Annotated in this window: 27 protein-coding genes and 1 tRNA gene; all 28 read left to right on the top strand. The window is 60.2% G+C overall.

Annotation, left to right across the window (positions count from 1 at the left end):
* The first annotated feature begins 109 nt into the window (after positions 1-109).
* The 28 genes from NFX52_RS05325 to NFX52_RS05190 all read left to right on the top strand — a co-directional run bounded on the left by NFX52_RS05325 (position 110) and on the right by NFX52_RS05190 (position 17737).
* Complete coding sequence (locus NFX52_RS05325; RefSeq protein ID WP_055396563.1) at positions 110-526, top strand: transcriptional regulator; 417 nt, start codon at positions 110-112, stop codon at positions 524-526.
* Positions 523-789: a hypothetical protein gene (locus NFX52_RS05320; protein ID WP_055396565.1), complete on the top strand. Its 267-nt coding sequence runs from the start codon at positions 523-525 to the stop codon at positions 787-789. Before NFX52_RS05325 ends, NFX52_RS05320 begins: the two co-directional genes overlap by 4 nt.
* On the top strand, positions 786-1046 hold the full coding sequence (locus tag NFX52_RS05315) for a hypothetical protein (protein WP_252635554.1): 261 nt from the start codon (positions 786-788) through the stop codon (positions 1044-1046). The genes NFX52_RS05320 and NFX52_RS05315 overlap by 4 nt, the downstream gene beginning before the upstream one ends.
* Before the next feature lie 312 nt (positions 1047-1358).
* Positions 1359-1673 (top strand): hypothetical protein, encoded by a 315-nt coding sequence (locus tag NFX52_RS05310; RefSeq protein WP_252635553.1) that lies wholly within the window; start codon positions 1359-1361, stop codon positions 1671-1673.
* Between the two features lie 11 nt (positions 1674-1684).
* Positions 1685-2551 (top strand): LvrA C-terminal domain-related protein, encoded by an 867-nt coding sequence (locus NFX52_RS05305; RefSeq protein WP_252635552.1) that lies wholly within the window; start codon positions 1685-1687, stop codon positions 2549-2551.
* Positions 2548-4335: a toprim domain-containing protein gene (locus NFX52_RS05300; RefSeq protein WP_252635551.1), complete on the top strand. Its 1788-nt coding sequence runs from the start codon at positions 2548-2550 to the stop codon at positions 4333-4335. The genes NFX52_RS05305 and NFX52_RS05300 overlap by 4 nt, the downstream gene beginning before the upstream one ends.
* A gap of 452 nt (positions 4336-4787) precedes the next feature.
* Positions 4788-4964 (top strand): hypothetical protein, encoded by a 177-nt coding sequence (locus NFX52_RS05295; protein WP_162239757.1) that lies wholly within the window; start codon positions 4788-4790, stop codon positions 4962-4964.
* On the top strand, positions 4964-5206 hold the full coding sequence (locus NFX52_RS05290; RefSeq protein ID WP_162239758.1) for a LexA family protein: 243 nt from the start codon (positions 4964-4966) through the stop codon (positions 5204-5206). The genes NFX52_RS05295 and NFX52_RS05290 overlap by 1 nt, the downstream gene beginning before the upstream one ends.
* Positions 5200-5625 (top strand): hypothetical protein, encoded by a 426-nt coding sequence (locus NFX52_RS05285; RefSeq protein ID WP_055396579.1) that lies wholly within the window; start codon positions 5200-5202, stop codon positions 5623-5625. Before NFX52_RS05290 ends, NFX52_RS05285 begins: the two co-directional genes overlap by 7 nt.
* Entirely contained in the window at positions 5618-6091 is a 474-nt protein-coding gene (locus tag NFX52_RS05280; RefSeq protein WP_252635550.1) for a recombination protein NinB, read from the top strand. The genes NFX52_RS05285 and NFX52_RS05280 overlap by 8 nt, the downstream gene beginning before the upstream one ends.
* The gene (locus NFX52_RS05275) at positions 6088-6297 is read left to right on the top strand and encodes a hypothetical protein (RefSeq protein WP_252635549.1); all 210 of its coding nucleotides are present in this window, start codon (positions 6088-6090) and stop codon (positions 6295-6297) included. Before NFX52_RS05280 ends, NFX52_RS05275 begins: the two co-directional genes overlap by 4 nt.
* A 229-nt stretch (positions 6298-6526) precedes the next feature.
* Positions 6527-7045 carry a nuclease domain-containing protein gene (locus tag NFX52_RS05270; protein ID WP_252635548.1) on the top strand — a complete coding sequence of 173 codons (519 nt, stop codon included), beginning with the start codon at positions 6527-6529 and terminating at the stop codon, positions 7043-7045.
* Positions 7042-7380, top strand: a complete 339-nt coding sequence (locus tag NFX52_RS05265; protein WP_252635547.1) for a winged helix-turn-helix domain-containing protein — start codon at positions 7042-7044, stop codon at positions 7378-7380. The genes NFX52_RS05270 and NFX52_RS05265 overlap by 4 nt, the downstream gene beginning before the upstream one ends.
* Entirely contained in the window at positions 7377-7853 is a 477-nt protein-coding gene (locus NFX52_RS05260; protein ID WP_156358667.1) for a hypothetical protein, read from the top strand. Before NFX52_RS05265 ends, NFX52_RS05260 begins: the two co-directional genes overlap by 4 nt.
* 83 nt (positions 7854-7936) lie before the next feature.
* Positions 7937-8428 (top strand): hypothetical protein, encoded by a 492-nt coding sequence (locus NFX52_RS05255; protein WP_156358668.1) that lies wholly within the window; start codon positions 7937-7939, stop codon positions 8426-8428.
* Positions 8425-8628, top strand: coding sequence for a hypothetical protein (locus NFX52_RS05250; RefSeq protein WP_156358669.1), 204 nt, complete (start codon positions 8425-8427; stop codon positions 8626-8628). The genes NFX52_RS05255 and NFX52_RS05250 overlap by 4 nt, the downstream gene beginning before the upstream one ends.
* Before the next feature lie 61 nt (positions 8629-8689).
* Complete coding sequence (locus tag NFX52_RS05245; protein WP_055396596.1) at positions 8690-9097, top strand: hypothetical protein; 408 nt, start codon at positions 8690-8692, stop codon at positions 9095-9097.
* A gap of 316 nt (positions 9098-9413) precedes the next feature.
* Positions 9414-9773: a hypothetical protein gene (locus tag NFX52_RS05240; protein WP_055396598.1), complete on the top strand. Its 360-nt coding sequence runs from the start codon at positions 9414-9416 to the stop codon at positions 9771-9773.
* 270 nt (positions 9774-10043) lie between these two features.
* Positions 10044-10119 (top strand) — tRNA-Met (locus tag NFX52_RS05235).
* A 161-nt stretch (positions 10120-10280) separates the two neighbouring features.
* The gene (locus NFX52_RS05230) at positions 10281-10868 is read left to right on the top strand and encodes a terminase small subunit-like protein (protein ID WP_055396600.1); all 588 of its coding nucleotides are present in this window, start codon (positions 10281-10283) and stop codon (positions 10866-10868) included.
* Positions 10865-12160, top strand: a complete 1296-nt coding sequence (locus NFX52_RS05225) for a PBSX family phage terminase large subunit (RefSeq protein WP_252635546.1) — start codon at positions 10865-10867, stop codon at positions 12158-12160. Before NFX52_RS05230 ends, NFX52_RS05225 begins: the two co-directional genes overlap by 4 nt.
* 4 nt (positions 12161-12164) lie before the next feature.
* Positions 12165-12698 (top strand): hypothetical protein, encoded by a 534-nt coding sequence (locus NFX52_RS05220; protein WP_252635545.1) that lies wholly within the window; start codon positions 12165-12167, stop codon positions 12696-12698.
* 1 nt (position 12699) lies between these two features.
* Entirely contained in the window at positions 12700-14874 is a 2175-nt protein-coding gene (locus NFX52_RS05215) for a portal protein (protein WP_055396604.1), read from the top strand.
* Between the two features lie 55 nt (positions 14875-14929).
* Positions 14930-15139: a hypothetical protein gene (locus NFX52_RS05210; RefSeq protein ID WP_055396606.1), complete on the top strand. Its 210-nt coding sequence runs from the start codon at positions 14930-14932 to the stop codon at positions 15137-15139.
* A 38-nt stretch (positions 15140-15177) separates the two neighbouring features.
* Positions 15178-16050 carry a hypothetical protein gene (locus NFX52_RS05205; RefSeq protein WP_055396608.1) on the top strand — a complete coding sequence of 291 codons (873 nt, stop codon included), beginning with the start codon at positions 15178-15180 and terminating at the stop codon, positions 16048-16050.
* A gap of 14 nt (positions 16051-16064) precedes the next feature.
* Positions 16065-17111, top strand: a complete 1047-nt coding sequence (locus NFX52_RS05200; protein WP_055396610.1) for a N4-gp56 family major capsid protein — start codon at positions 16065-16067, stop codon at positions 17109-17111.
* 46 nt (positions 17112-17157) lie between these two features.
* Positions 17158-17364, top strand: a complete 207-nt coding sequence (locus NFX52_RS05195) for a hypothetical protein (protein ID WP_055396612.1) — start codon at positions 17158-17160, stop codon at positions 17362-17364.
* A gap of 10 nt (positions 17365-17374) precedes the next feature.
* On the top strand, positions 17375-17737 hold the full coding sequence (locus tag NFX52_RS05190; protein WP_252635544.1) for a hypothetical protein: 363 nt from the start codon (positions 17375-17377) through the stop codon (positions 17735-17737).
* Positions 17738-17758: the final 21 nt, after the last annotated feature.

Genomic DNA, 17758 nt, shown 5'->3' with positions numbered 1-17758 from the left:
TCCGTGGCGCTGGTTTGGTGGGTCGGGTGCATCAAAAAGGCGTTTTGTTTCATGCCTCCATCTTGCTTTTTATTTGCCCCAACAGGGTACACAAACGGGTTCAAACATCATGACGCAGCTTGTAGACCAGCCTGAACTGGCCCTGGTTCGTGCGCCGCATCGCGGCACTGTTCCTCTTGAAATGGTCCGCGCACAGAAGACCGCCGCAGCAGCTTTCACACTGGCCTGCAGCGTCTCTGGCTTGGAAGACAAGGAAATCTATTTGGCACTCGGCATTGACGCCGGGTACTTCTCCAACATCAAGAAGGGCAAGGCCACCCTGCAGGCTGATCTTGTTTCGCAGTTCTGCGAGCTGGTTGGCAACACGATCTATCCAGAGTGGTCCGCTTATCAAGTCGGGTGCACCTTGGTGATGGTGAAGACAGAAGCCGAGCGCCGCGCCGAACTGGCAGAGCAGCGCGCTCAAGCCGCCGAAGCTGAGAACCGGCTGATGCGTCAATTGCTGCAAGGGAGGGTTGCAGCATGAACGAGCCCATCAAATCAGGCGACGTTTGCGTTGTCATTGACGGCATCTTTGGTGCCAACAGTCCAAACATCGGCAAGCAAGTAACGGTCCATGGCTTGCGCGGTGAGCACTCCAAGTACGGGCGCATCTGGCTCTGCGCTGGCAAAGACCTTGTGACCGAGTACGGCGCGAAGGGCAACAGCTGCGAATTCGCCGCCGACTGGTTGCAAAAGCTGCCAGAGCAAGTGATTGAGGTTCAGTCGGAAATGAGGGCAGCCGCATGAACAACAGCCTCCCACTCAACGCCTTCATGGCGGTCCGCCCACGCGGCGCTGACCTCGACATCCCCGCAGTACCCCCACGCAAGACCAACACCAGCCGCGCACCCATGGACGGCCCTATCCGCGCTCTGGATCGCAATGGGCGCCCAACGGTTGGACTGCCGCCTCGGGTGCTGGGCGGTATCTCAATCCAGAACCGCGAAGACGGCCGCGCCAGCCAGGACCGCAATGACGCGATCAAGCGGGGGACTTCGGCATGAGCTGGCAAGCCTACGAAGCCTCCAAGCGCGCATGGATCGCGGCCAATCCTGGCTCTACCACCGAGCAATACGAAGCGGCCATGAAGGCGCTTGCGCGGCGGTTCAAGGTTTGACCATGCGCACCGCCATCAAGCGCGCCGTGATGACGGCCTATTGCTGGGGTCTGGTGCCCGCGTGGCTGGTGGCTTTTGTTTTTCGCGTGTTTCGGTTGAAGCACGTATGAGTTTCACCCGGCTAGGTTCGCTACCGAAAAGCAGCCTCACCCACTGCCTGCCGACGTGATTTTTCTGGGTTTTCTTGAAAGGGTATCAAGTGCAAACGTCCTTCAAATTCCAAAACGGCGCCATTGGCGAACTGGCGCTGGCGGACGGCCAGCCGCTGTTCGTACTGACCGGCGTGCCCGGCCTTCCAGGTGAATTGCGCTACTTTGCGGCGCAGTGGGTGGATGCGGCGGCGAGAAGCAGTGGTTTCACTATGGCTGGCGGCTATATCGACGACCCGCTGGTCACAGTTTCCCCCGCTGAAACCGCCTGCGCGGCGGAATGGGTGCGAGCCCGCGTATCTTTTCTCCGACTGGGGGAGTTCAAGGTTGCGTTCGTTGATTCTGACCCAAGCATGCCGTTCTGAAAGTCGCAGGCATGATCGTAGATCCTGATTTCTTCGACCATTGGCGCACGCGCATGGTGGCCGACATGCTGAAAGACCAGCTCGCGCCGGTTTACATCATGCGGCTGTGGGCGCACTGCCAAAACCGCAAGGGCGATGTTTTTGATATCCCCGCCGCAGGCTTGAAGGCTTTATGCCAATTCCCTGGCGCAGCCCAAGACCTTGAGGAAGCACTGATTGCTGCCGAGTACATCGCCCGCGATGGCCTGACGGTGACGGTTACCGGGTGGGCTGAAAAGAATGCCGCATTGCTTGCTGCATGGGAGAACGGAAACAAGGGCGGTAGGCCAAAAAAGAACCCAAAACAAACCGATGGGCAACCCGAAGAAAACCCACCGGTAACCCATGGGTTACCCATGGCTAACCCATCGCTAACCCAGACGAAACCGATAAGAGTAGATAAGAGAAGAGAAGAAAGAAATACCCCCCCTACCCCCCACGGGGGGTTTGCGGAGTTTTGGGCAGCGTTCCCGAAAAAAGTCGGCAGGGATGCCGCGTTGAAGGCGTTCGAGAAGCGAAAACCGGACGCGGACCTGCTCGCCAGGATGCTGGCAGCAATCGCAGCTCAGGCCGCATCGGAGCAATGGCGCAAGGACGGCGGACAGTTCATCCCGAACCCGGCGACGTGGCTGAATCAAGCCCGATGGGAGGATGCGGGCGTCCACCTTGGCGGATCAGGGCCGAGGCGCGACAGCGACGAATACGCCGCGCTCCATCGCAACGCATCGTGGTGGCGCGATGCCGGGTTTGATAGCGTCTGGTCCGCCATATCCGCCAAGTGTTGGCACAACACCGCCCACCAGTTCCGCGACGGCAAGCGCGTGGAGGTGGCGGCATGAATGCGAAGGAATTGTCACAGCGCATGGCCGGTGAAGCCGCCGCGATTGCCCAGTACCTGCTGCCCGGAGGCAAGCGCAAAGCGGGCGAATGGGCCGCAGGCAGCACCAGCGGCGAAGAAGGCCAGTCCTTGTCCGTCAGGCTAACCGGTGCCAAGGCCGGTGTTTGGGCTGACTTCGCATCGGGCGAGAAAGGCGACCTGCTCGATTTGTGGGCGGCTGTCCGTGGATGCTCCATTTCTGAGGCCATCAGCGAAGCAAAGGACTATCTTGGTGTGCGCGACTCCATGCCCGAGCGCGAGAAAAAGACTTTCAAGCGTCCCGCCAAGCCGCAATGCCAATCCGCCAAGGCTGGCGCGCTGGAATGGCTCAAAGGCCGGGGCCTGACGCCTGAAACCATCGCCGCGTTCCGCATCGCGGAGCAGACACGCGGGGACAAGACCTATGCCGTGTTCCCGTACCTGCGCGACGGCGAGCTGGTCAACGTCAAGTATCGCAACATCGCGGAGAAGAAGGACATGCGCCAAGAGGGCGGGGCAGAGCCTTGCCTGTTCGGCTGGCACCTGATCGACCCGAAGGCCCGGACGGTGGCAATCACCGAGGGCGAGATTGACGCAATGACGCTGCACCAGTGCGGAGTACCGGCGCTGTCCGTGAACGCCGGGGCAGGCAATCACCAGTGGATGGAAAACGACTGGGAGCGGCTGGATCGGTTCAGCGAAATTCTGATCTTCTTTGACAGTGACGAAGCCGGGAAGGCCGGGGCGCAGGAGATTGTTCGCCGCCTCGGGTTGGAGCGCTGCAAGCTGGTCACGTTGCCCGCCAAGGATGCGAACGATTTCCTTTTGCAAGGTGCCGATGCTTCGGACTTCTGGGAGGCAACCCGCACCGCGAAGACGCTCGACCCCGAGGAACTGCGGCAGGCGTCCGACTTCATCAACAAAGTGAAGTCGATGTTTTACCCCGCTCACACAGACGAGCGCGACCCGGTGCTGAGGCTGGACAAGGAGCTGGATTGGTTCGAGTTCCGCCCCGGCGAGCTATCGGTGTGGACGGGCTACAACGGCCACGGCAAGAGCTTGATGCTGTCCCAAGTTCTCCTTGGCCTGATGGCGCAAGGCGAGCGCGTGACGGTGTTTAGCGGGGAGATGACGCCAGAGCGCCAGCTCAAGCGCGTGGTGAAGCAGGCGACCGGACTGGACCGCCCGACGATGAAGTACATCGACGCTGTGGGCGAGTGGGTCACGGACAAGCTGTGGTTCTTCAACGTGGTTGGCAGCGCCAGTATTGACCGTTTGTTGCAAGTGTTCCTGTACGCGAATAAGCGCTATGGGATGCGGCATTTCGTTATCGACAGTCTGATGATGACGGACGTGCCCGAGGATGGCCCCGGATCCATGACGGCGCAGAAAGAGGCCGTGCGCAAGCTGTGCGACTTCGCCCGCCGCAATGGTTGCCACCTTCACCTGGTAGCCCACCCACGCAAAGGTGCGGACGAAACCAAGGGGCCGGGAAAGCTCGACGTGGCCGGATCATCAAAGATCACCGACGGCGCAGACAACGTATTCACCGTGTGGAGTGCCCGCCGGGATGAAAACGATCCCGACATTGACCCCGACAAGCCGGACGCCCGCCTGGAGCTGCAAAAGCAGCGCAACGGCGACACCCAGCACTACACGCAGCACCTGTGGTTTTGCAAATCGGCGCAGCAGTTCGCGACTACACCCCGTCGCCAGCCGGTTTCATACGTCCCCTATTCGGGCGATGCGGTCTATGCACAGCAATGACGGATTACGAAAAGCAGCTATCCCATCTGATCAAGTTGGCAAGCCATCAATCAACAAAGGCCCATTCGTGGCACAGAGCACAGGAGTTGGAGCGATGCGAAACGGGAATGTGGAACGGAATCAGCGAGGAACTACGACAGCACATGGCAAAGCGTGCCGAGTGGCAGGTGGAGCCGCAAGGAAGGAAGGGGTGAAGTGATGCGATGCAAAGTTGGAGATTTAGCGGTGATCGTCAGCAGCCAACGTGGTCCAAAGCCAGTCGGTTCCTTCGTTCGCATTCTGCTAAGAGGGCCGGATTGGCTTGGGCATGCCACGTGGTTGACGACAGCAGCGAGGGATGGAAGCGACTGGCATCGCGACTGTGTTCTCAGACCCATCCGCGACCCAGGCGACGACGCCCGCGACGAGAGCCTGTCCTGGCTCCCAGTGCCCAGCACTGTGAAGGAGGTGGCATGAACTACTTTTTATGGGTGATGGTAGTCATTTTGGCAGTCGATGTTGCTGGCAAAGGCCTCATGGTGGGAACTGGGATGTTCCCTCCAAGAAGCAGAGGCGCTACCTGCTTCGACCTGATTCTCAATGTCGTGTTGCTGTGCTGGGTCGTTGCGCTCTTGATGGGGGTGAAGTGATGAAGACACGAAAACAGAGACCGTTGACTAGTCGTCAGCAGCAGGTTCTTGCATTCATGCGTGAGTTCTTTTTGGACAACGACCAAATTCCTCCCATTCATGCGATTCAGGAGAAGTTTGAGTTTGCTTCCATCAATGCCGCGACAAGCCATGTCATGGCACTTGCGCGCAAGGGGTTCATTGAAAAGAACCTTGTCGGCAAATGGAAATTTGCCCGGGGCCAAAAGGAGGGCGCATGCTGATCCTAGGCATAGACCCCGGCACCCACACCGGCATCGCCAGCTACATCAACGGCAAGCTGATGAACCTTGCCACAGTCGCCCCGATTGACATTGCGGAGTGCATCGAGGCCACACGCCCGGCCAGAGTGGTGTTTGAGGATTCCCGCCTGGAGTCCTACACCTGGACCTCGATCAAATCCCGGCCGGCCGCTTTGAAGATGGCGCGCAACGTTGGCGAGGTTGATGCGTGGTGCAAGCTGATCGTGGCTATCTGCGCGAAGCTGGACATCCCCGCCCACGGCATCAGCCCCAAGGGCAAGGGCGCGAAGGTTGATGCGGCGCGGTTCGCGGAAATTACCGGCTGGTCCGGCGCCAGCAATGAGCACACAAGGGACGCTGCAATGGTTGCGTGGCCGTACAGAGGGGCTAGCAATGTCTGATGACCGCATTTCAATCCGCCTGACGAACATCCCACAGGCCGCCTCAGACCTGCCAAACGCATGGCGCTGGATCAAGGCAATGCTGTTCTCCGGCCGCCGTGTGCTGCTGGAAGCCCGCACCGAAACCCGTAGCGCCAAGCAGAACCGCGTGATGTGGTCCTGCCTCACCGACTTGTCCAATCAGGTGACGTGGTTTGGGAAGAAGTTGACCAAGGAGGGCTGGAAGGACTTCATCACCGGACACCTCGACGGACAGGACTTGGTCCCCAACATGGACGGCACGGGCTTCATCAGCATTCAGCGCGGGCGCAGCACCAGCCAAATGACGATCAAGGAAATGATCGCGGTCATCGACCTTTGCCACGCCTTCGGCAGCGACAAGGGTGTGATCTGGTCGGTCACTTCGCTGGGGATCAACGAGGTGGACCAAGACACGGGCGAAATCATGGGGGGTGTGCAGTCATGAGCAAGCTGTCGCAACTCAAGTCCAAGCTGAACTATCAGGAGCAGGTGCCCCGGTGTTCCACCTGCAAGCACTTCAAGCAAAAGAGCGAGAAGCGCGTAACGGGCGCCGTGTTCTGGGTAAAGCACTGCGATCTGCACGGGTTCGTCGTCAAGACGCATGCCTGTTGTGATTCTTGGGAATCGTCAGCCGGGGAGGTTGTTGCATGAGCGCTAGAAGCCATCTGTTCGCACACATGCGGGCGAATCGGGCCAAAAGGAATGAAGCCCTGGAACGGCTCGCACAGGCCGACCACGAAGCATGCGCCATCAACAGCCTTGCTGTGTCGCTTGGAATGCGGCCATCGCACACCGAGGCAAGCAACTACCAAGAGTGCCTTCAGCGGTTCGCGACCCCAGTGGTGTGGAGGGACAGGATTTTCCCAGATTGGAAGAAAGCATGAAGCGCACCGGATTCAAACCCCGCGCACAACACCGCGAGCCACGCGACCCAGACCGCGCCCGCGCCACGCCGACCGTGACGCCGGGGGCATTCCGCGCGCCGCAGTCGGTGGTGGCCGCGCCAGTAGCTGCGCCGAAGTCGGCGGCCCACCGCAACGCCCACTTGCGCGAAATGGCCCGGGGTATGCCTTGCCTGCTGCGCGTCCCGGGCGTGTGCACCCAGGACCGCGCCACGGTGGTGTGCTGCCACAGCAACCTGAGCATCCACGGCAAAGCAGGAGCCCGCAAGGCAGACGACCACTACAGCGTGTGGGGCTGCGCCGCGTGCCACCAATGGCTGGATCAAGGGGCCGCGCCGCGCGCGCAGAAGGCCGCCGCGTTCATGTCCGCCCATCTGGCCCAGGTGCTGGAGTGGCGCGCCATCGCCTTTGACACCAACAGCTCGCCACGCGACCGGGGCGCCGCGCTCTGGGCGCTGGGGCTGTTGAACGCAACGCCTGCAGGAGCACAACCATGACAACCCGCCACTACCTTGGAGAAAACACCAAGGCGATTCTCAACACACTGGACGCCAACGGCCCAATGAGCCGGGATCAGGTGGTCGCCGCCACTGGCATAGAGCGCGACACCGTGCGCCAGTACCTGCGCCGCTGCGCATTCCGTGGACTGGTGACGGCAGACAGAACCGTGAACCCGCCAGTTTTTGCAACAAAGCCTGGCTGGCAAGCCTTCCTTGTGACGACCCGCCCACCGGACAAGCCAAAGAAGCCCAGGCCCGAGCCCGTCACCACTGTGGCCATCGCCCGGCAGACACAACCGAACAGCGTCTTTGCTCTGGGAGCGCATCAATGACGAGAAAACACTGCAAACGCAAGGTGTGGAGCACCGCCATCAACCCGATACAGCACGCCATAGAGGGCGCGGCCATCACATCCGAGGCCCTGCTGAACCAACTCCGCGCCCGCGAACTGGCTGCAGTGGAGGCTTTCCGGACGGGGTCCGCCACGCTGCAGGAGTGGGCGGACATCACCGGAATGCTCAACATCTGCGAAACCATGGCGCGCGGAGGGATTGGCCCCGAAGCGTTGGAGGCCTGCGAGCGGGCCGAACGTGAACTGATTGCCGCAGGGCTGCGCTTTGAGAAAACACGGCGCATGGCAACCAGCGGCCCGGGGCTGCAGGCCTTCCGAGACATCTACCAGTTCCATGATTTGCAAAGGCAATGCGTGAGCCGTGCGGAGTACGACCGCTGGATTAAGAAGACATCACTGCGGACCAAGTCCAAGGCGCCAGAGGTGCGCGACATGGCAGAGGCGGAGAGGTGAGCCCCTGAAAAAGGAAAGCCACCCGTAGGTGGCGATCCCGGTCCATCTGACCTGAGCAATCAGATTTTACCGGGAGAATGATGATGACCGACAAGAACCTCAGTGAAAAGCGCAGCAGCCGTGTGCAGGTGCTGGAAGCTGTGCACGCCTTGAACGATCAAGAGATGGAGATCAACGTGTCCGCGCTGGTCCGCCACACCGGATTGAAGGTGGTCACGGTGAACGACTGCATCAAGGAGTTGAAGGAGCGCGGGGACATTTTTTCACCGGCCCGGGGGATCTATAAACCCAGCCTGCGGCACGAACCGAGCGAGTCGGTAATCCTGATCGCAATGCCAACAGGGCATGTGAAGCTGGAGAAGGGCGACACGGTGATGGAGTTCACCCCGCATGAGTGGCGGCTGCAGGTGGCGCCGTTCGCGGCCGGAGCATCTGCGCAGACGGCAGTGATTGAGGCCACGCACCACACGCTGCAGCTGCTGGAACAGGTCCGCAAGCTCCAGCGCCAGGTGGACGGGCTGCGCACGGTCATCGCCACTAACCCGGCGCAGCTGGCGTTGCTGGAGGCGGCGTGAAGTTCTTTGAATGGGTGTTTTGTGCAGCGGTGGCCGTCGCCTTGGTTGCTGTTCTGTGGCTGGCAATCAATCGTGACGGGTGCGAAGATCACGGCGGACGGTTGGTGTTCACGCACTACGCAATTAACACCATCATGGTTGGCAAGGTCTTGATGCCTATATCGACACCTCAGTACCGATGCGACGGGGCACGGCCGTGAGGTGTGCCGAGTCATCTCAACACCCGCCCGCTACCATACCCACCACACATGAAAGGCCGCTATGTCAGATGAAGCGATGACTGAAATCCAGATGCTTGAACTAGCCGCAAAGGCGATTGGGTACAAGCCCACAGGAGAGATGTGGATGGGCGGTTTGGTGTGCGCCTGGGATGGCAAAACACAAGTGCGAAATCTAAAGCAGCACATGGTCGATGACGGAGACAAGATTCGTATCAGTCATACGTTCGTCTGGAACCCACGAAATGACGATGGAGACTCACGAAGGTTGCAGAACCATTTGCGGATTGGCGTGGAGTATGAAAAGCTGCATACCGTAGTGGTGTGGTGCCAGGTTGTTGACGGATGGATCACTGAGCACTGCGAAGACGGAATGGGGGCGGACATTGACGACAAAACACGGCTTGCAGTTCTTCGGGCTGCCGCCGAATTCGGGAAGGCGATGCATTGATCAGGGCACTCGAACCAGCCGCTTGCATACGGGTGTGGAGTTGGATAGCTGGGGTGGATCTGGACGAACGATGAATGGAGAATGACGACATGACGCAAGACGATTGGAACGACGGAGAAACCCCGCCAACAGCTCACGGCTGGTATGCGATTCAGATTTGCTTTGACCTCCAATAAGGCATCCATGTATATGCTGTGGAGTTTCCCGGCCAAGGTTGGGATGGATTCGCGTCGCATCAGCCGAAGTGGCACGGTCCGCACCCATCAAAGCAAGCCGCCCAGGATTGGGGGTATGCACATGATCCAGAGGGGCCGCTATGAACGAAACCGCAGAACAAGCCGCCCGCGACATGCTTGAACGCATGGGAATCGAAGACGCCCAGAGCTTCACAAGCGGGGATCTTATGGAGTGGGCAAACCTCATCGCCGCGAGCAAAAAGGCAACTCCAGCCCAAGCATGGGAGCCCCTGACGCCTGAGCGGCTGGAGAGGTTGCAGAAGGAGCCGCTGCATACCAAATACTGGCTGGCCTGCAAGCAGTATTACCCAGAGCCAGTGATAGCAGCTACCAAGCTACATGCTGGCCGTGTGTATTTCAGTGGAGAAGAGGAAGGCTACGACCCCGACTTCATCACCCACATCATGCCGTTCATAACGCCGGAGATGCCAAAGGCTTGACACCACCGCAGAGCGCGGCATCATGTTCAGGGATGGTGAATGCGCAAGAGCATACGGCGCCACGCTCGGCAAGTAGGCGCCCAAGCCGATCCAACTTCTACGACTGATGAGGCCATAAGGCCGAAACCTTCGGGTATCGTAGTCCCCCATGGATCGGCTCGGTGGGGGAGTGAGCCGAGCACCAATGCCGGGAATGCCGCACCGGCCACCACATGGGGTGAAAGTCCCACAAGCCATCCGGGGGAAGGGCGCCTGGAGCCATTGAAATATCGCGGTGTAGCTCAGACAGTAGAGCGCCGGGTTCATACCCCGAAAGTCGAGGATGCGAGCGCCTCCACCGCAACCAACACGGGCATAGCTCAACGGTAGAGCGCTTGCTTTCTAAGCAAGAGGTAGCTTGTTCAATTCAGCAACCCGGGTCAGATAAAGCCGTCCAGTGAGGCGGCTTTTCTTTGCCACCCCCAGTAGGGTTCGCCTGCAAAGCCCGTCCTCGGAACACTCCGGGGAATGGTCAAACCCACCGCGCCGAAGAAGGCGCCCACCAAAGCCAACAAGCCAGCCACCGCAGTAAAGGGTGCTGGCGTTGTCGCGCCTGGAAAGCAGCAGAGAAAGCCAAAGACCGAATACACCGCCGAACTGGCGTCGCAAATATGCGACCACATTGCATCCGGCCTGCCGTTGCGTGCGATTGCGGCTATGCCAGGGATGCCAGCCCTGAGCACGATGATGGTTTGGCTGGATGGGCGACACGCCGAATTCACGGAGCAGTACGCGCGCGCGCGCGAGGCCCAGGCCGACAAAATGGCCGAGGAGATCCTATCCATTGCTGACGAGGAATGCACGATGGTGCGCTCCGACAAGCACGGCAGCAAGGATGACGACGGCGCAGGGAACACCGAAGTTTTGTTCGATGCGACGGCGGTGGCCCGGAATCGCCTGCGTGTAGACGCGCGCAAGTGGCTGGCATCCAAGATGGCGCCCAAGAAGTACGGCGACAAGATCCAAGCGGAGCACAGCGGCCCCAATGGTGGGGCCATTGAGGTTCGCTCCACCGTGCGCCTGGTCAAAGCTGCGCCTGCAGAGAGCCAAGAATGACCGAGGCGCTTGAGCTTGAAATCTCGGTGCCTGAAATCCTGGCGCCGCTGTATGAGCCGCGCCGGTACAAGGTCATGCACGGCGGTCGAGGGGGAGGCAAGAGCCACACCGTCGCCCAGGTGCTATTGGAAATGGGCACGCGCGAGCAGCTGCGCATTCTGTGTGCACGTGAAATCCAAAAGTCCATGCGGGACTCGGTTCACCGGCTGCTCAAGGACTACATCGTCAAACTGGGCCTGACCGCCTTCTATGAGGTGCTGGACACCGAAATCCGAGGGGTGAACGGCACGCTGTTTCTGTTTGCCGGGCTGCAAAGCCACACGGTTGACTCGATCAAATCCTTTGAGGGTGTTGATCGCGTATGGATTGAAGAGGCTCACGCAATCAGCAAGAAGAGCCTGGACACGCTGATTCCAACGATCCGTAAGGATGGCTCTGAAATCTGGATGACCTTGAATCCAGATATGGAAACCGACGAGGTTTACCAGCGATTCATTGCGACCCCAAGTCCTGACACGTGGGTCTGCCAAGTCAACTGGCGCGACAACCCATGGTTCCCTCAAGTGCTGGAGGAAGAGCGCCAGAAGGCCAAGCGCTCCATGTTGGCCGATGACTATGCGCACATCTGGGAAGGCAAGGCAAGGCGAGTCGCAGCGGGGGCGATCTATCGGCACGAAATAGAGCACCTGTACGCGGATAACCGAGCTGGCCGGGTGCCTTATGACCCGCGCATCCCGGTTCACACCGTCTGGGATTTGGGGTGGAACGACTCCATGACCATCGCGATGGTGCAAGTCGGGCCGCAGGATGTGCGCGTCATCGACTACATCGAAGACAGCCACCGGACCTACGACTGGTATGTGACCCAGCTTGAAAAGCGTCCGTATCGGTGGGGCACGGATTACCTGCCACACGATGGGAAGACGAAGAACGCCCAGACCGGGAAAAACGCCGAAATGGTGTTGAAAGAGCTGGGGCGCTCGCGCGTCGTGTGTCTGTCGGCTTTGGACGTAGAGGAGGGGATCAAGTCCGCACGGATGATGTTCCCCCGCTGCTATTTCGATAGCGCCAAGACTGCCCGACTGTTGGAATGCCTTAAGAGATACCAACGCGCAATCCACACAAGCACAGGTGAGGCGATGGGGCCGCTCCACGATGAATTCAGCCACGGCGCCGACTGTTTCCGTTACCTGTCGCAAGCGGCAGAGCACATGTTGCGTTCGCAGCAGCAAAAGCCACTTGCGCCAGTTGGTGGCGGCTGGGCTCCCTTGGACAAAGAGATTGGTTGGTGATGCCATGGAAAAGCAATGCTACTGCTGCATGCAGATAAAGCCAGTGGAAGCCTTTTCTTTGCACAAGCGAATGCGCGACGGCCGATTGAATAAGTGCAAGGAATGCCACGTCGCGTATGTGCGCAAGATGCGCGACAAAAAAACAAAGGCCGAGTTGCAGCAGATACGCCATTTGGAATACCTGGCGTGTATCAAGACGGGCTCTAGAAGTAGGAGTAGATCGCTCTCCGAAATCCGAGAGCAGCACGACCCTGTAAATCGAAAAATCTCGGCTCTTCGGCATTTCCACCAGAAAAGAGCGAATGCCACAAAACCTACCGAACTTGATGATTTGGTTTTTGAAGAGGCAGTGCGCTTGTGCCATATGAGGGCGGCATCGACGGGCATCCGTTGGGAAATTGACCACATCGTTCCAGTCAAAGGACGACATGTTTGCGGGCTTCACAACGCCCACAACATTCAAGTCGTGCCGAAGTCGTGGAACGAAAAAAAGTCAAACGTCCACGTTATCGAATTTTTGCCTAGAACTGGGTACTGATATGCAAGCCAACGTACAACACGGGGGCGAGCAGCCCGGCGAAGACCCCAAAGACATGCGCGCGATCTTCGTGCAGACGCTTCTGTCCAAACGGAGTGAGGCGATTTCCGGCCGCGCCAGCTCCGGCATCGAGGAAGAGTGGACCGAAGACGAGGAGCACTACCAAAGCATCGACGACGCCAACCGGGCGTACCAGAACGCCAATCAGCTGTTTCGCGGGCGCAAGGCTGCGATCACCGGGCAGTCGCCAAGCGTCAGCGGGCCATCGCGCTCTGTGGTGTTCTTGAACATCACCCGGCCATACACCGACGCCGCCAGCGCGCGGGTGGCGGACATGCTGCTGCCTACTGATGACAGGGCCTGGGAGATCAAGCCGACACCACTGCCAAAACTGAGCCCTTCGCAGCTGACGCAGCTTGCTACATCGATGGGCATGGCGGACCCAGCAGAAGCGCAGGCCCAGATCGAGGCCAACCAGGCGCAGGCAAAGCAGGCCGCCACGAAGATGCAGCAGGCTATCGAAGATCCGCTTGTCGAAAGCAACTGGCACGGCGAGGTTCGCCAGGTGATCGAGGACGCCGCGCGCATCGGCTCCGGTGTGCTCAAGGGGCCATTCCCCATCCAGCGCACCCAGCGGATGGTTCGGCGCGACCCAGTCACGCAGATGACCGCAGTAGTTCGGGTGGACAGCATCCAGCCCGGCTCCAAGCGCATTGACCCGTGGAACTTCTTCCCTGACGCTGCCTGTGGCGAGAACCTGCACAACGGCAGCCACACGTGGGAGCGCGAGTACATCGGCAAGCGTCAGATCAAGATGATGCTGTCAGACCCGAGCTATGACCGCAACGAGTTGCTGGCGGCACTGCGGGAAGGCCCGGCGCGCACGCGACAAGGCACCGAGGCGGTGTACCGCGCCAGTGACGACGAGTATGAAATGTGGATCTTCTACGGCCACTGCGCGGGCGACCAGCTTCGCACCGTGGGCGTGGAACTGGACGAAGGCGACGAAGACCGCGTGCCGACCATGGCGGTTCTGATCAACGACCGGCTGGTGAAAGCCACCCAGAGCCCGGTCGAGAACGGCGAATTCCCCTATGACATCCTGGCCTGGCAGCGCCGCCCCGGTATGCCGTGGGGTATGGGAATCAGCCGCCAGATCCGCACCGTGCAGCGCATGCTCAACGGGTCAACGCGCGCCATGATGGACAACTCCGGACTGTCTGCAGCCCCTCAGATCGTCATTGGCAACGGCATCACACCAGAAGATGGGCGGCATTCGATCAGCCCTGGCAAGGTGTGGCGGGCCAATTCAGAAGCTGACGTGCAAGACGTCCGCGCCGCTTTCTCCGCGTTCGTGGTCCCCAGCGTGCAGACCGAGCTGATGAACATCATCAACTTCTGCTTGAAGATGGCCGAGGACACCACCGGGATGCCCGCCATGCTGCAGGGCATCCGGGGCGACGCCCCGAACACGCTAGGCGGGATGCAGATGCAGAACAACAACGCCACCAGCGTTCTGCGCCGTCTTGCCAAGCGCTTTGATGACTACCTGACCCGCCCGCACATCCAGCGTTACTTCGACTGGATGATGAGCTACAGCGACGACGAAAGCATCAAGGGTGACTTCGAGATCGACGTCCGGGCGTCGTCGGCGCTGGTTGAGCGTGACGCACAGCAGCAATTCCTGATGTCGCTGCTGCAGGTGGCGAAAGACCCTGTCTATGAGCTGGACCCCGCCAAACTGGCGGCCGAACTATGCAAGGGCCAGCGCCTGGACCCCAAGAACTTCCAGCTGGACGAACAACAGAAGGCGCAGCGCGCGCAACTGCCGCCCGATCCTGTCGCTATCGCAAAAGCCAAGCTGCTAGAGGCCCAGACGCGCAAGGTCGAGTCGGACCGATCCGGGACGGATATGAAGACGCTTTACAGCGGAGTGCAGACCGCCCAGGTGCTCGCAACCAATCCTGGCGTGGCGCCACTGGCCGACGAATTGGCGCAGTCTGTCGGGGTCGAGGACCAAAACGGCGGCACGATTGTTCCCCAGCTGGCAGAGGCCGCAATGACCCAGCCGGAACCCGTTTCCGTGCCTTCCAGCACCGACCCACTCACTCCCACAAGCCCTGCGCTTGGGTTCCAAGACGGCATCGAAACACCCGAGGCTGATGGCCTCCAGTGACGCGACCCCCCAGTAGGGTTCGCGCAGATCGTCGGCCATCGGAACACTGCAGCGCATGAAAGGCATCGACCTCACCTCACCAACGTGGCGCGCTATCGAGCGAACAGCTCAAGAGCAGATCGACACGTTGCGAGCGAAGAACGACACCCCTTCTATGGACGCTTTGCGAACCGCTGAACTCAGGGGGCGCATTGCGGCTTGGAAAGAACTGCTGGCGCTGGCTAAACCGGCCCCGGCTCCAACCGTTGACGCTGGCGGTTACTGACCCCGGCCTCAGCACAAGCATTTAGGAGTGCATGACGCATGGACGAACAACAGCAGGAGCTGGCCGCTTTCCAAAGCAGCATCAATGACACCCAGGTGATTGAGCCGACCACCACTGTCGCAGACAACGCGACGGCCGTGGAAAGCCAGGAAACCCAAGCGGTGGATGGTGCTGCCGAGCAAGGAGCTGTAGCGCAAGCCGAAGTCTCAGATGCCGCACAAGGCCAGCCTGAAAAGGCCACGCCTGCAGCGGAGGATGACGACCCGGTATTGCTGGACGGCCTCAAGCGAAGCGAACTCCGGCGCCTGTTTGAGAGCGCTGCTGAAGTTGGAACTTTGAAACGCCAGATCGACAAGGCGCATGGGCACATTGGGGAGCTGAATCGCAAGCTCCAGCAAGCCGCCCAGGCAGCACCGGCCCAAGTGCCGGAGTTGCCCGCCGAGATCAAGCAATTCGAAGCCGACTATCCAGAAGTCGCTCAGTACGTCCGAGCGTTGGGCGTCACGCCTCAACAACCGCAGACCGCCCCACCGGCTGATGTGCAGCAAACCGCCCATGCGGATGCACAGCCAGCGCAGGCCGGGCTCGATCCGCTGGATATTGAGCTGGTTGTGATGGACCGCATGCACAAGGGTTGGCGCGAAAAGATCAGCACGCAGGACTTCAACCTGTGGCTGGGATCGCAAGGAGAACAGGCACAGCAAGTGTTCCACACGGCGCAAACCGCCGATGAACTGTCTGCTGTGTTGGGGCAATACGACCAATGGGCCAGCGCTCGCGCCGCCGCCTCCGACAAGGTGGCGAAGGGACAGCAACGGCTGCAACGGGCGTTGACCCCAAGCGGAAACGCACCTCTCCCGCAAAGCGCGCCGACCGAATTGGACGCATTTAGGGCCGCGCTCAAGTCGTAGGCCGGGAGAAGACCATGTCAGCATTTACCAGCACCAGCCCAGCAGCTCGCATCGGCAAGCTCAAGGGCGACATCCTCAAGCACGCAATGCCTGCTGAGGTACTGGGTATCACGGGCCAGCAGCGCATGATGCCGAAGAACCAGAGCAAGACGATTTCCCACCGTATGTACCTGCCCTATGGTGCCGCGAACACGAACTGGGACACGCGCAACCGCCCCGTTGTGGACGCCGCCGCGCATGAGCTGCAGGAAGGCGTGACGCCGACTGCCGACAGCCTGACGCCCTACGACATCACCGTTACGCTCAAGCAGTATGGCTGTCTGTATGAGCTGACCGACCAGACTGCCGACACCTACGAGGACGACGTCCCCGAGGAAATGAAAAAGCAGTGCGGCGAACGCATCGCCCTGGTGCGCGAAATGATTCGCTGGGGCACGGTGAAGGCTGGCACCAACGTGTATTACGGCGGTGGCGGCTCGACCCGTGTCAGCGTGAACGCAAAGATCACGCTGCCGATCCTGCGCCGCATCAGCCGCAACCTGCAGGCGAACCATGCCAAGCGCATCACCGGCATTCTGGAGCCCAGCGACAAGATCTCCACGCAATCGGTGGAAGCTGCGTACATGGTGTTTGCGCATACCGATGCTGAATCGGATATCCGTGACCTGCCAGGGTTCAAGCACGTTGCCGAATACGGCTCGCGCAAGGTGGCCAGCCCTTACGAAATTGGATCATGCGAGAACTATCGCTTCATCCTGTCTCCTGAGCTGGCTCCTTACGCCAATGCCGGTGCGGCCGTTGGCTCGACGGGGCTGTACTCCACTGGTGGCTCCAACGTGGACGTGTACCCGTTCATCGTGGCTGGCGAGGATGCATGGGGCCATGTCGCTCTGCGTGGTCTGGATGCCATTGACCCAACCTACATCCAGCCGGGTGTGAAGGACAAGAGCGATCCGCTGGGCCAACGCGGCTACGTAGGCGCCAAGTTCTATATGAGCTGTGTGCTGCTCAACGAAGGTTGGATGGCTGTGGCTGAGGTTGGTGTTTCCAGCCTTGCCTGATGAATAGGGGAGGGCTTCGGCCCTCTCCGAACTACGGGAGAACTACATGACCACATCGATTGCGCAGCGCATCAACGCTGCCCCGCTGAGCCCCGCCGAATCGCGCGAGCTTCTGGCCTTGTTTTCGTCTGTCCACGCCGATTTGACAGCCCTGGCAACGCAGTTCAACCAGCTGCGCACGGACTACAACGCGAACGCGACCATCGCCACCGACACGACCGCCACGGCCGTGACCCTGAACACCACCGCTTAAGGAGCCCATCATGGCCGACAACTCTGCGGGCCAAACCCGCACCAACTCCGACAAACAAGACTCGCCAGCAATTGCTCGCGGCAAGGTGGTCTATGACGCCACCGCGATCACCGCCACCGAGTACACCCGTGTCCTGACCGGCTTCAAGCCGCGTTACGTGCGCTGGGTCAACCTGACCGACCGCGTGGAAGTGGAGTGGTTTGAAGGCATGGCCGACAACACCAGCCTCAAGACCATTGCTGACGGGACCCGCACCCTGGAGACCACGAACGGCGGTGTCACTGTGGACGACAAGGGCTTCCGCGTGCTGCAGAACGCCACGCTGGCCGCGATCTTGGCATCCAAGACCTGCTACTACGAAGCCCAAGGCTAAACCCCAGCGCCCTGGCTTCGG

Origin of the sequence: Acidovorax facilis (genome assembly GCF_023913775.1) — a bacterium.
Lineage (GTDB): Bacteria > Pseudomonadota > Gammaproteobacteria > Burkholderiales > Burkholderiaceae_C > Acidovorax > Acidovorax facilis.
The sequence above is the reverse complement of the archived record's forward strand: the minus strand, read 5'-3'. Positions and strand labels throughout refer to the sequence as shown.

Excerpts from the sequence above, each read along its gene's own strand:
- NFX52_RS05325 (WP_055396563.1), top strand. The coding sequence starts at position 110 with ATGACGCAGCTTGTAGACCAGCCTGAACTGGCCCTGGTTCGTGCGCCG.
- NFX52_RS05320 (WP_055396565.1), top strand. The coding sequence starts at position 523 with ATGAACGAGCCCATCAAATCAGGCGACGTTTGCGTTGTCATTGACGGC.
- NFX52_RS05315 (WP_252635554.1), top strand. The coding sequence starts at position 786 with ATGAACAACAGCCTCCCACTCAACGCCTTCATGGCGGTCCGCCCACGC.
- NFX52_RS05305 (WP_252635552.1), top strand. The coding sequence starts at position 1,685 with ATGATCGTAGATCCTGATTTCTTCGACCATTGGCGCACGCGCATGGTG.
- NFX52_RS05300 (WP_252635551.1), top strand. The coding sequence starts at position 2,548 with ATGAATGCGAAGGAATTGTCACAGCGCATGGCCGGTGAAGCCGCCGCG.
- NFX52_RS05295 (WP_162239757.1), top strand. The coding sequence starts at position 4,788 with ATGAACTACTTTTTATGGGTGATGGTAGTCATTTTGGCAGTCGATGTT.
- NFX52_RS05290 (WP_162239758.1), top strand. The coding sequence starts at position 4,964 with ATGAAGACACGAAAACAGAGACCGTTGACTAGTCGTCAGCAGCAGGTT.
- NFX52_RS05285 (WP_055396579.1), top strand. The coding sequence starts at position 5,200 with ATGCTGATCCTAGGCATAGACCCCGGCACCCACACCGGCATCGCCAGC.
- NFX52_RS05280 (WP_252635550.1), top strand. The coding sequence starts at position 5,618 with ATGTCTGATGACCGCATTTCAATCCGCCTGACGAACATCCCACAGGCC.
- NFX52_RS05275 (WP_252635549.1), top strand. The coding sequence starts at position 6,088 with ATGAGCAAGCTGTCGCAACTCAAGTCCAAGCTGAACTATCAGGAGCAG.
- NFX52_RS05270 (WP_252635548.1), top strand. The coding sequence starts at position 6,527 with ATGAAGCGCACCGGATTCAAACCCCGCGCACAACACCGCGAGCCACGC.
- NFX52_RS05265 (WP_252635547.1), top strand. The coding sequence starts at position 7,042 with ATGACAACCCGCCACTACCTTGGAGAAAACACCAAGGCGATTCTCAAC.
- NFX52_RS05260 (WP_156358667.1), top strand. The coding sequence starts at position 7,377 with ATGACGAGAAAACACTGCAAACGCAAGGTGTGGAGCACCGCCATCAAC.
- NFX52_RS05255 (WP_156358668.1), top strand. The coding sequence starts at position 7,937 with ATGACCGACAAGAACCTCAGTGAAAAGCGCAGCAGCCGTGTGCAGGTG.
- NFX52_RS05245 (WP_055396596.1), top strand. The coding sequence starts at position 8,690 with ATGTCAGATGAAGCGATGACTGAAATCCAGATGCTTGAACTAGCCGCA.
- NFX52_RS05240 (WP_055396598.1), top strand. The coding sequence starts at position 9,414 with ATGAACGAAACCGCAGAACAAGCCGCCCGCGACATGCTTGAACGCATG.
- NFX52_RS05230 (WP_055396600.1), top strand. The coding sequence starts at position 10,281 with ATGGTCAAACCCACCGCGCCGAAGAAGGCGCCCACCAAAGCCAACAAG.
- NFX52_RS05225 (WP_252635546.1), top strand. The coding sequence starts at position 10,865 with ATGACCGAGGCGCTTGAGCTTGAAATCTCGGTGCCTGAAATCCTGGCG.
- NFX52_RS05220 (WP_252635545.1), top strand. The coding sequence starts at position 12,165 with ATGGAAAAGCAATGCTACTGCTGCATGCAGATAAAGCCAGTGGAAGCC.
- NFX52_RS05215 (WP_055396604.1), top strand. The coding sequence starts at position 12,700 with ATGCAAGCCAACGTACAACACGGGGGCGAGCAGCCCGGCGAAGACCCC.
- NFX52_RS05210 (WP_055396606.1), top strand. The coding sequence starts at position 14,930 with ATGAAAGGCATCGACCTCACCTCACCAACGTGGCGCGCTATCGAGCGA.
- NFX52_RS05205 (WP_055396608.1), top strand. The coding sequence starts at position 15,178 with ATGGACGAACAACAGCAGGAGCTGGCCGCTTTCCAAAGCAGCATCAAT.
- NFX52_RS05200 (WP_055396610.1), top strand. The coding sequence starts at position 16,065 with ATGTCAGCATTTACCAGCACCAGCCCAGCAGCTCGCATCGGCAAGCTC.
- NFX52_RS05195 (WP_055396612.1), top strand. The coding sequence starts at position 17,158 with ATGACCACATCGATTGCGCAGCGCATCAACGCTGCCCCGCTGAGCCCC.
- NFX52_RS05190 (WP_252635544.1), top strand. The coding sequence starts at position 17,375 with ATGGCCGACAACTCTGCGGGCCAAACCCGCACCAACTCCGACAAACAA.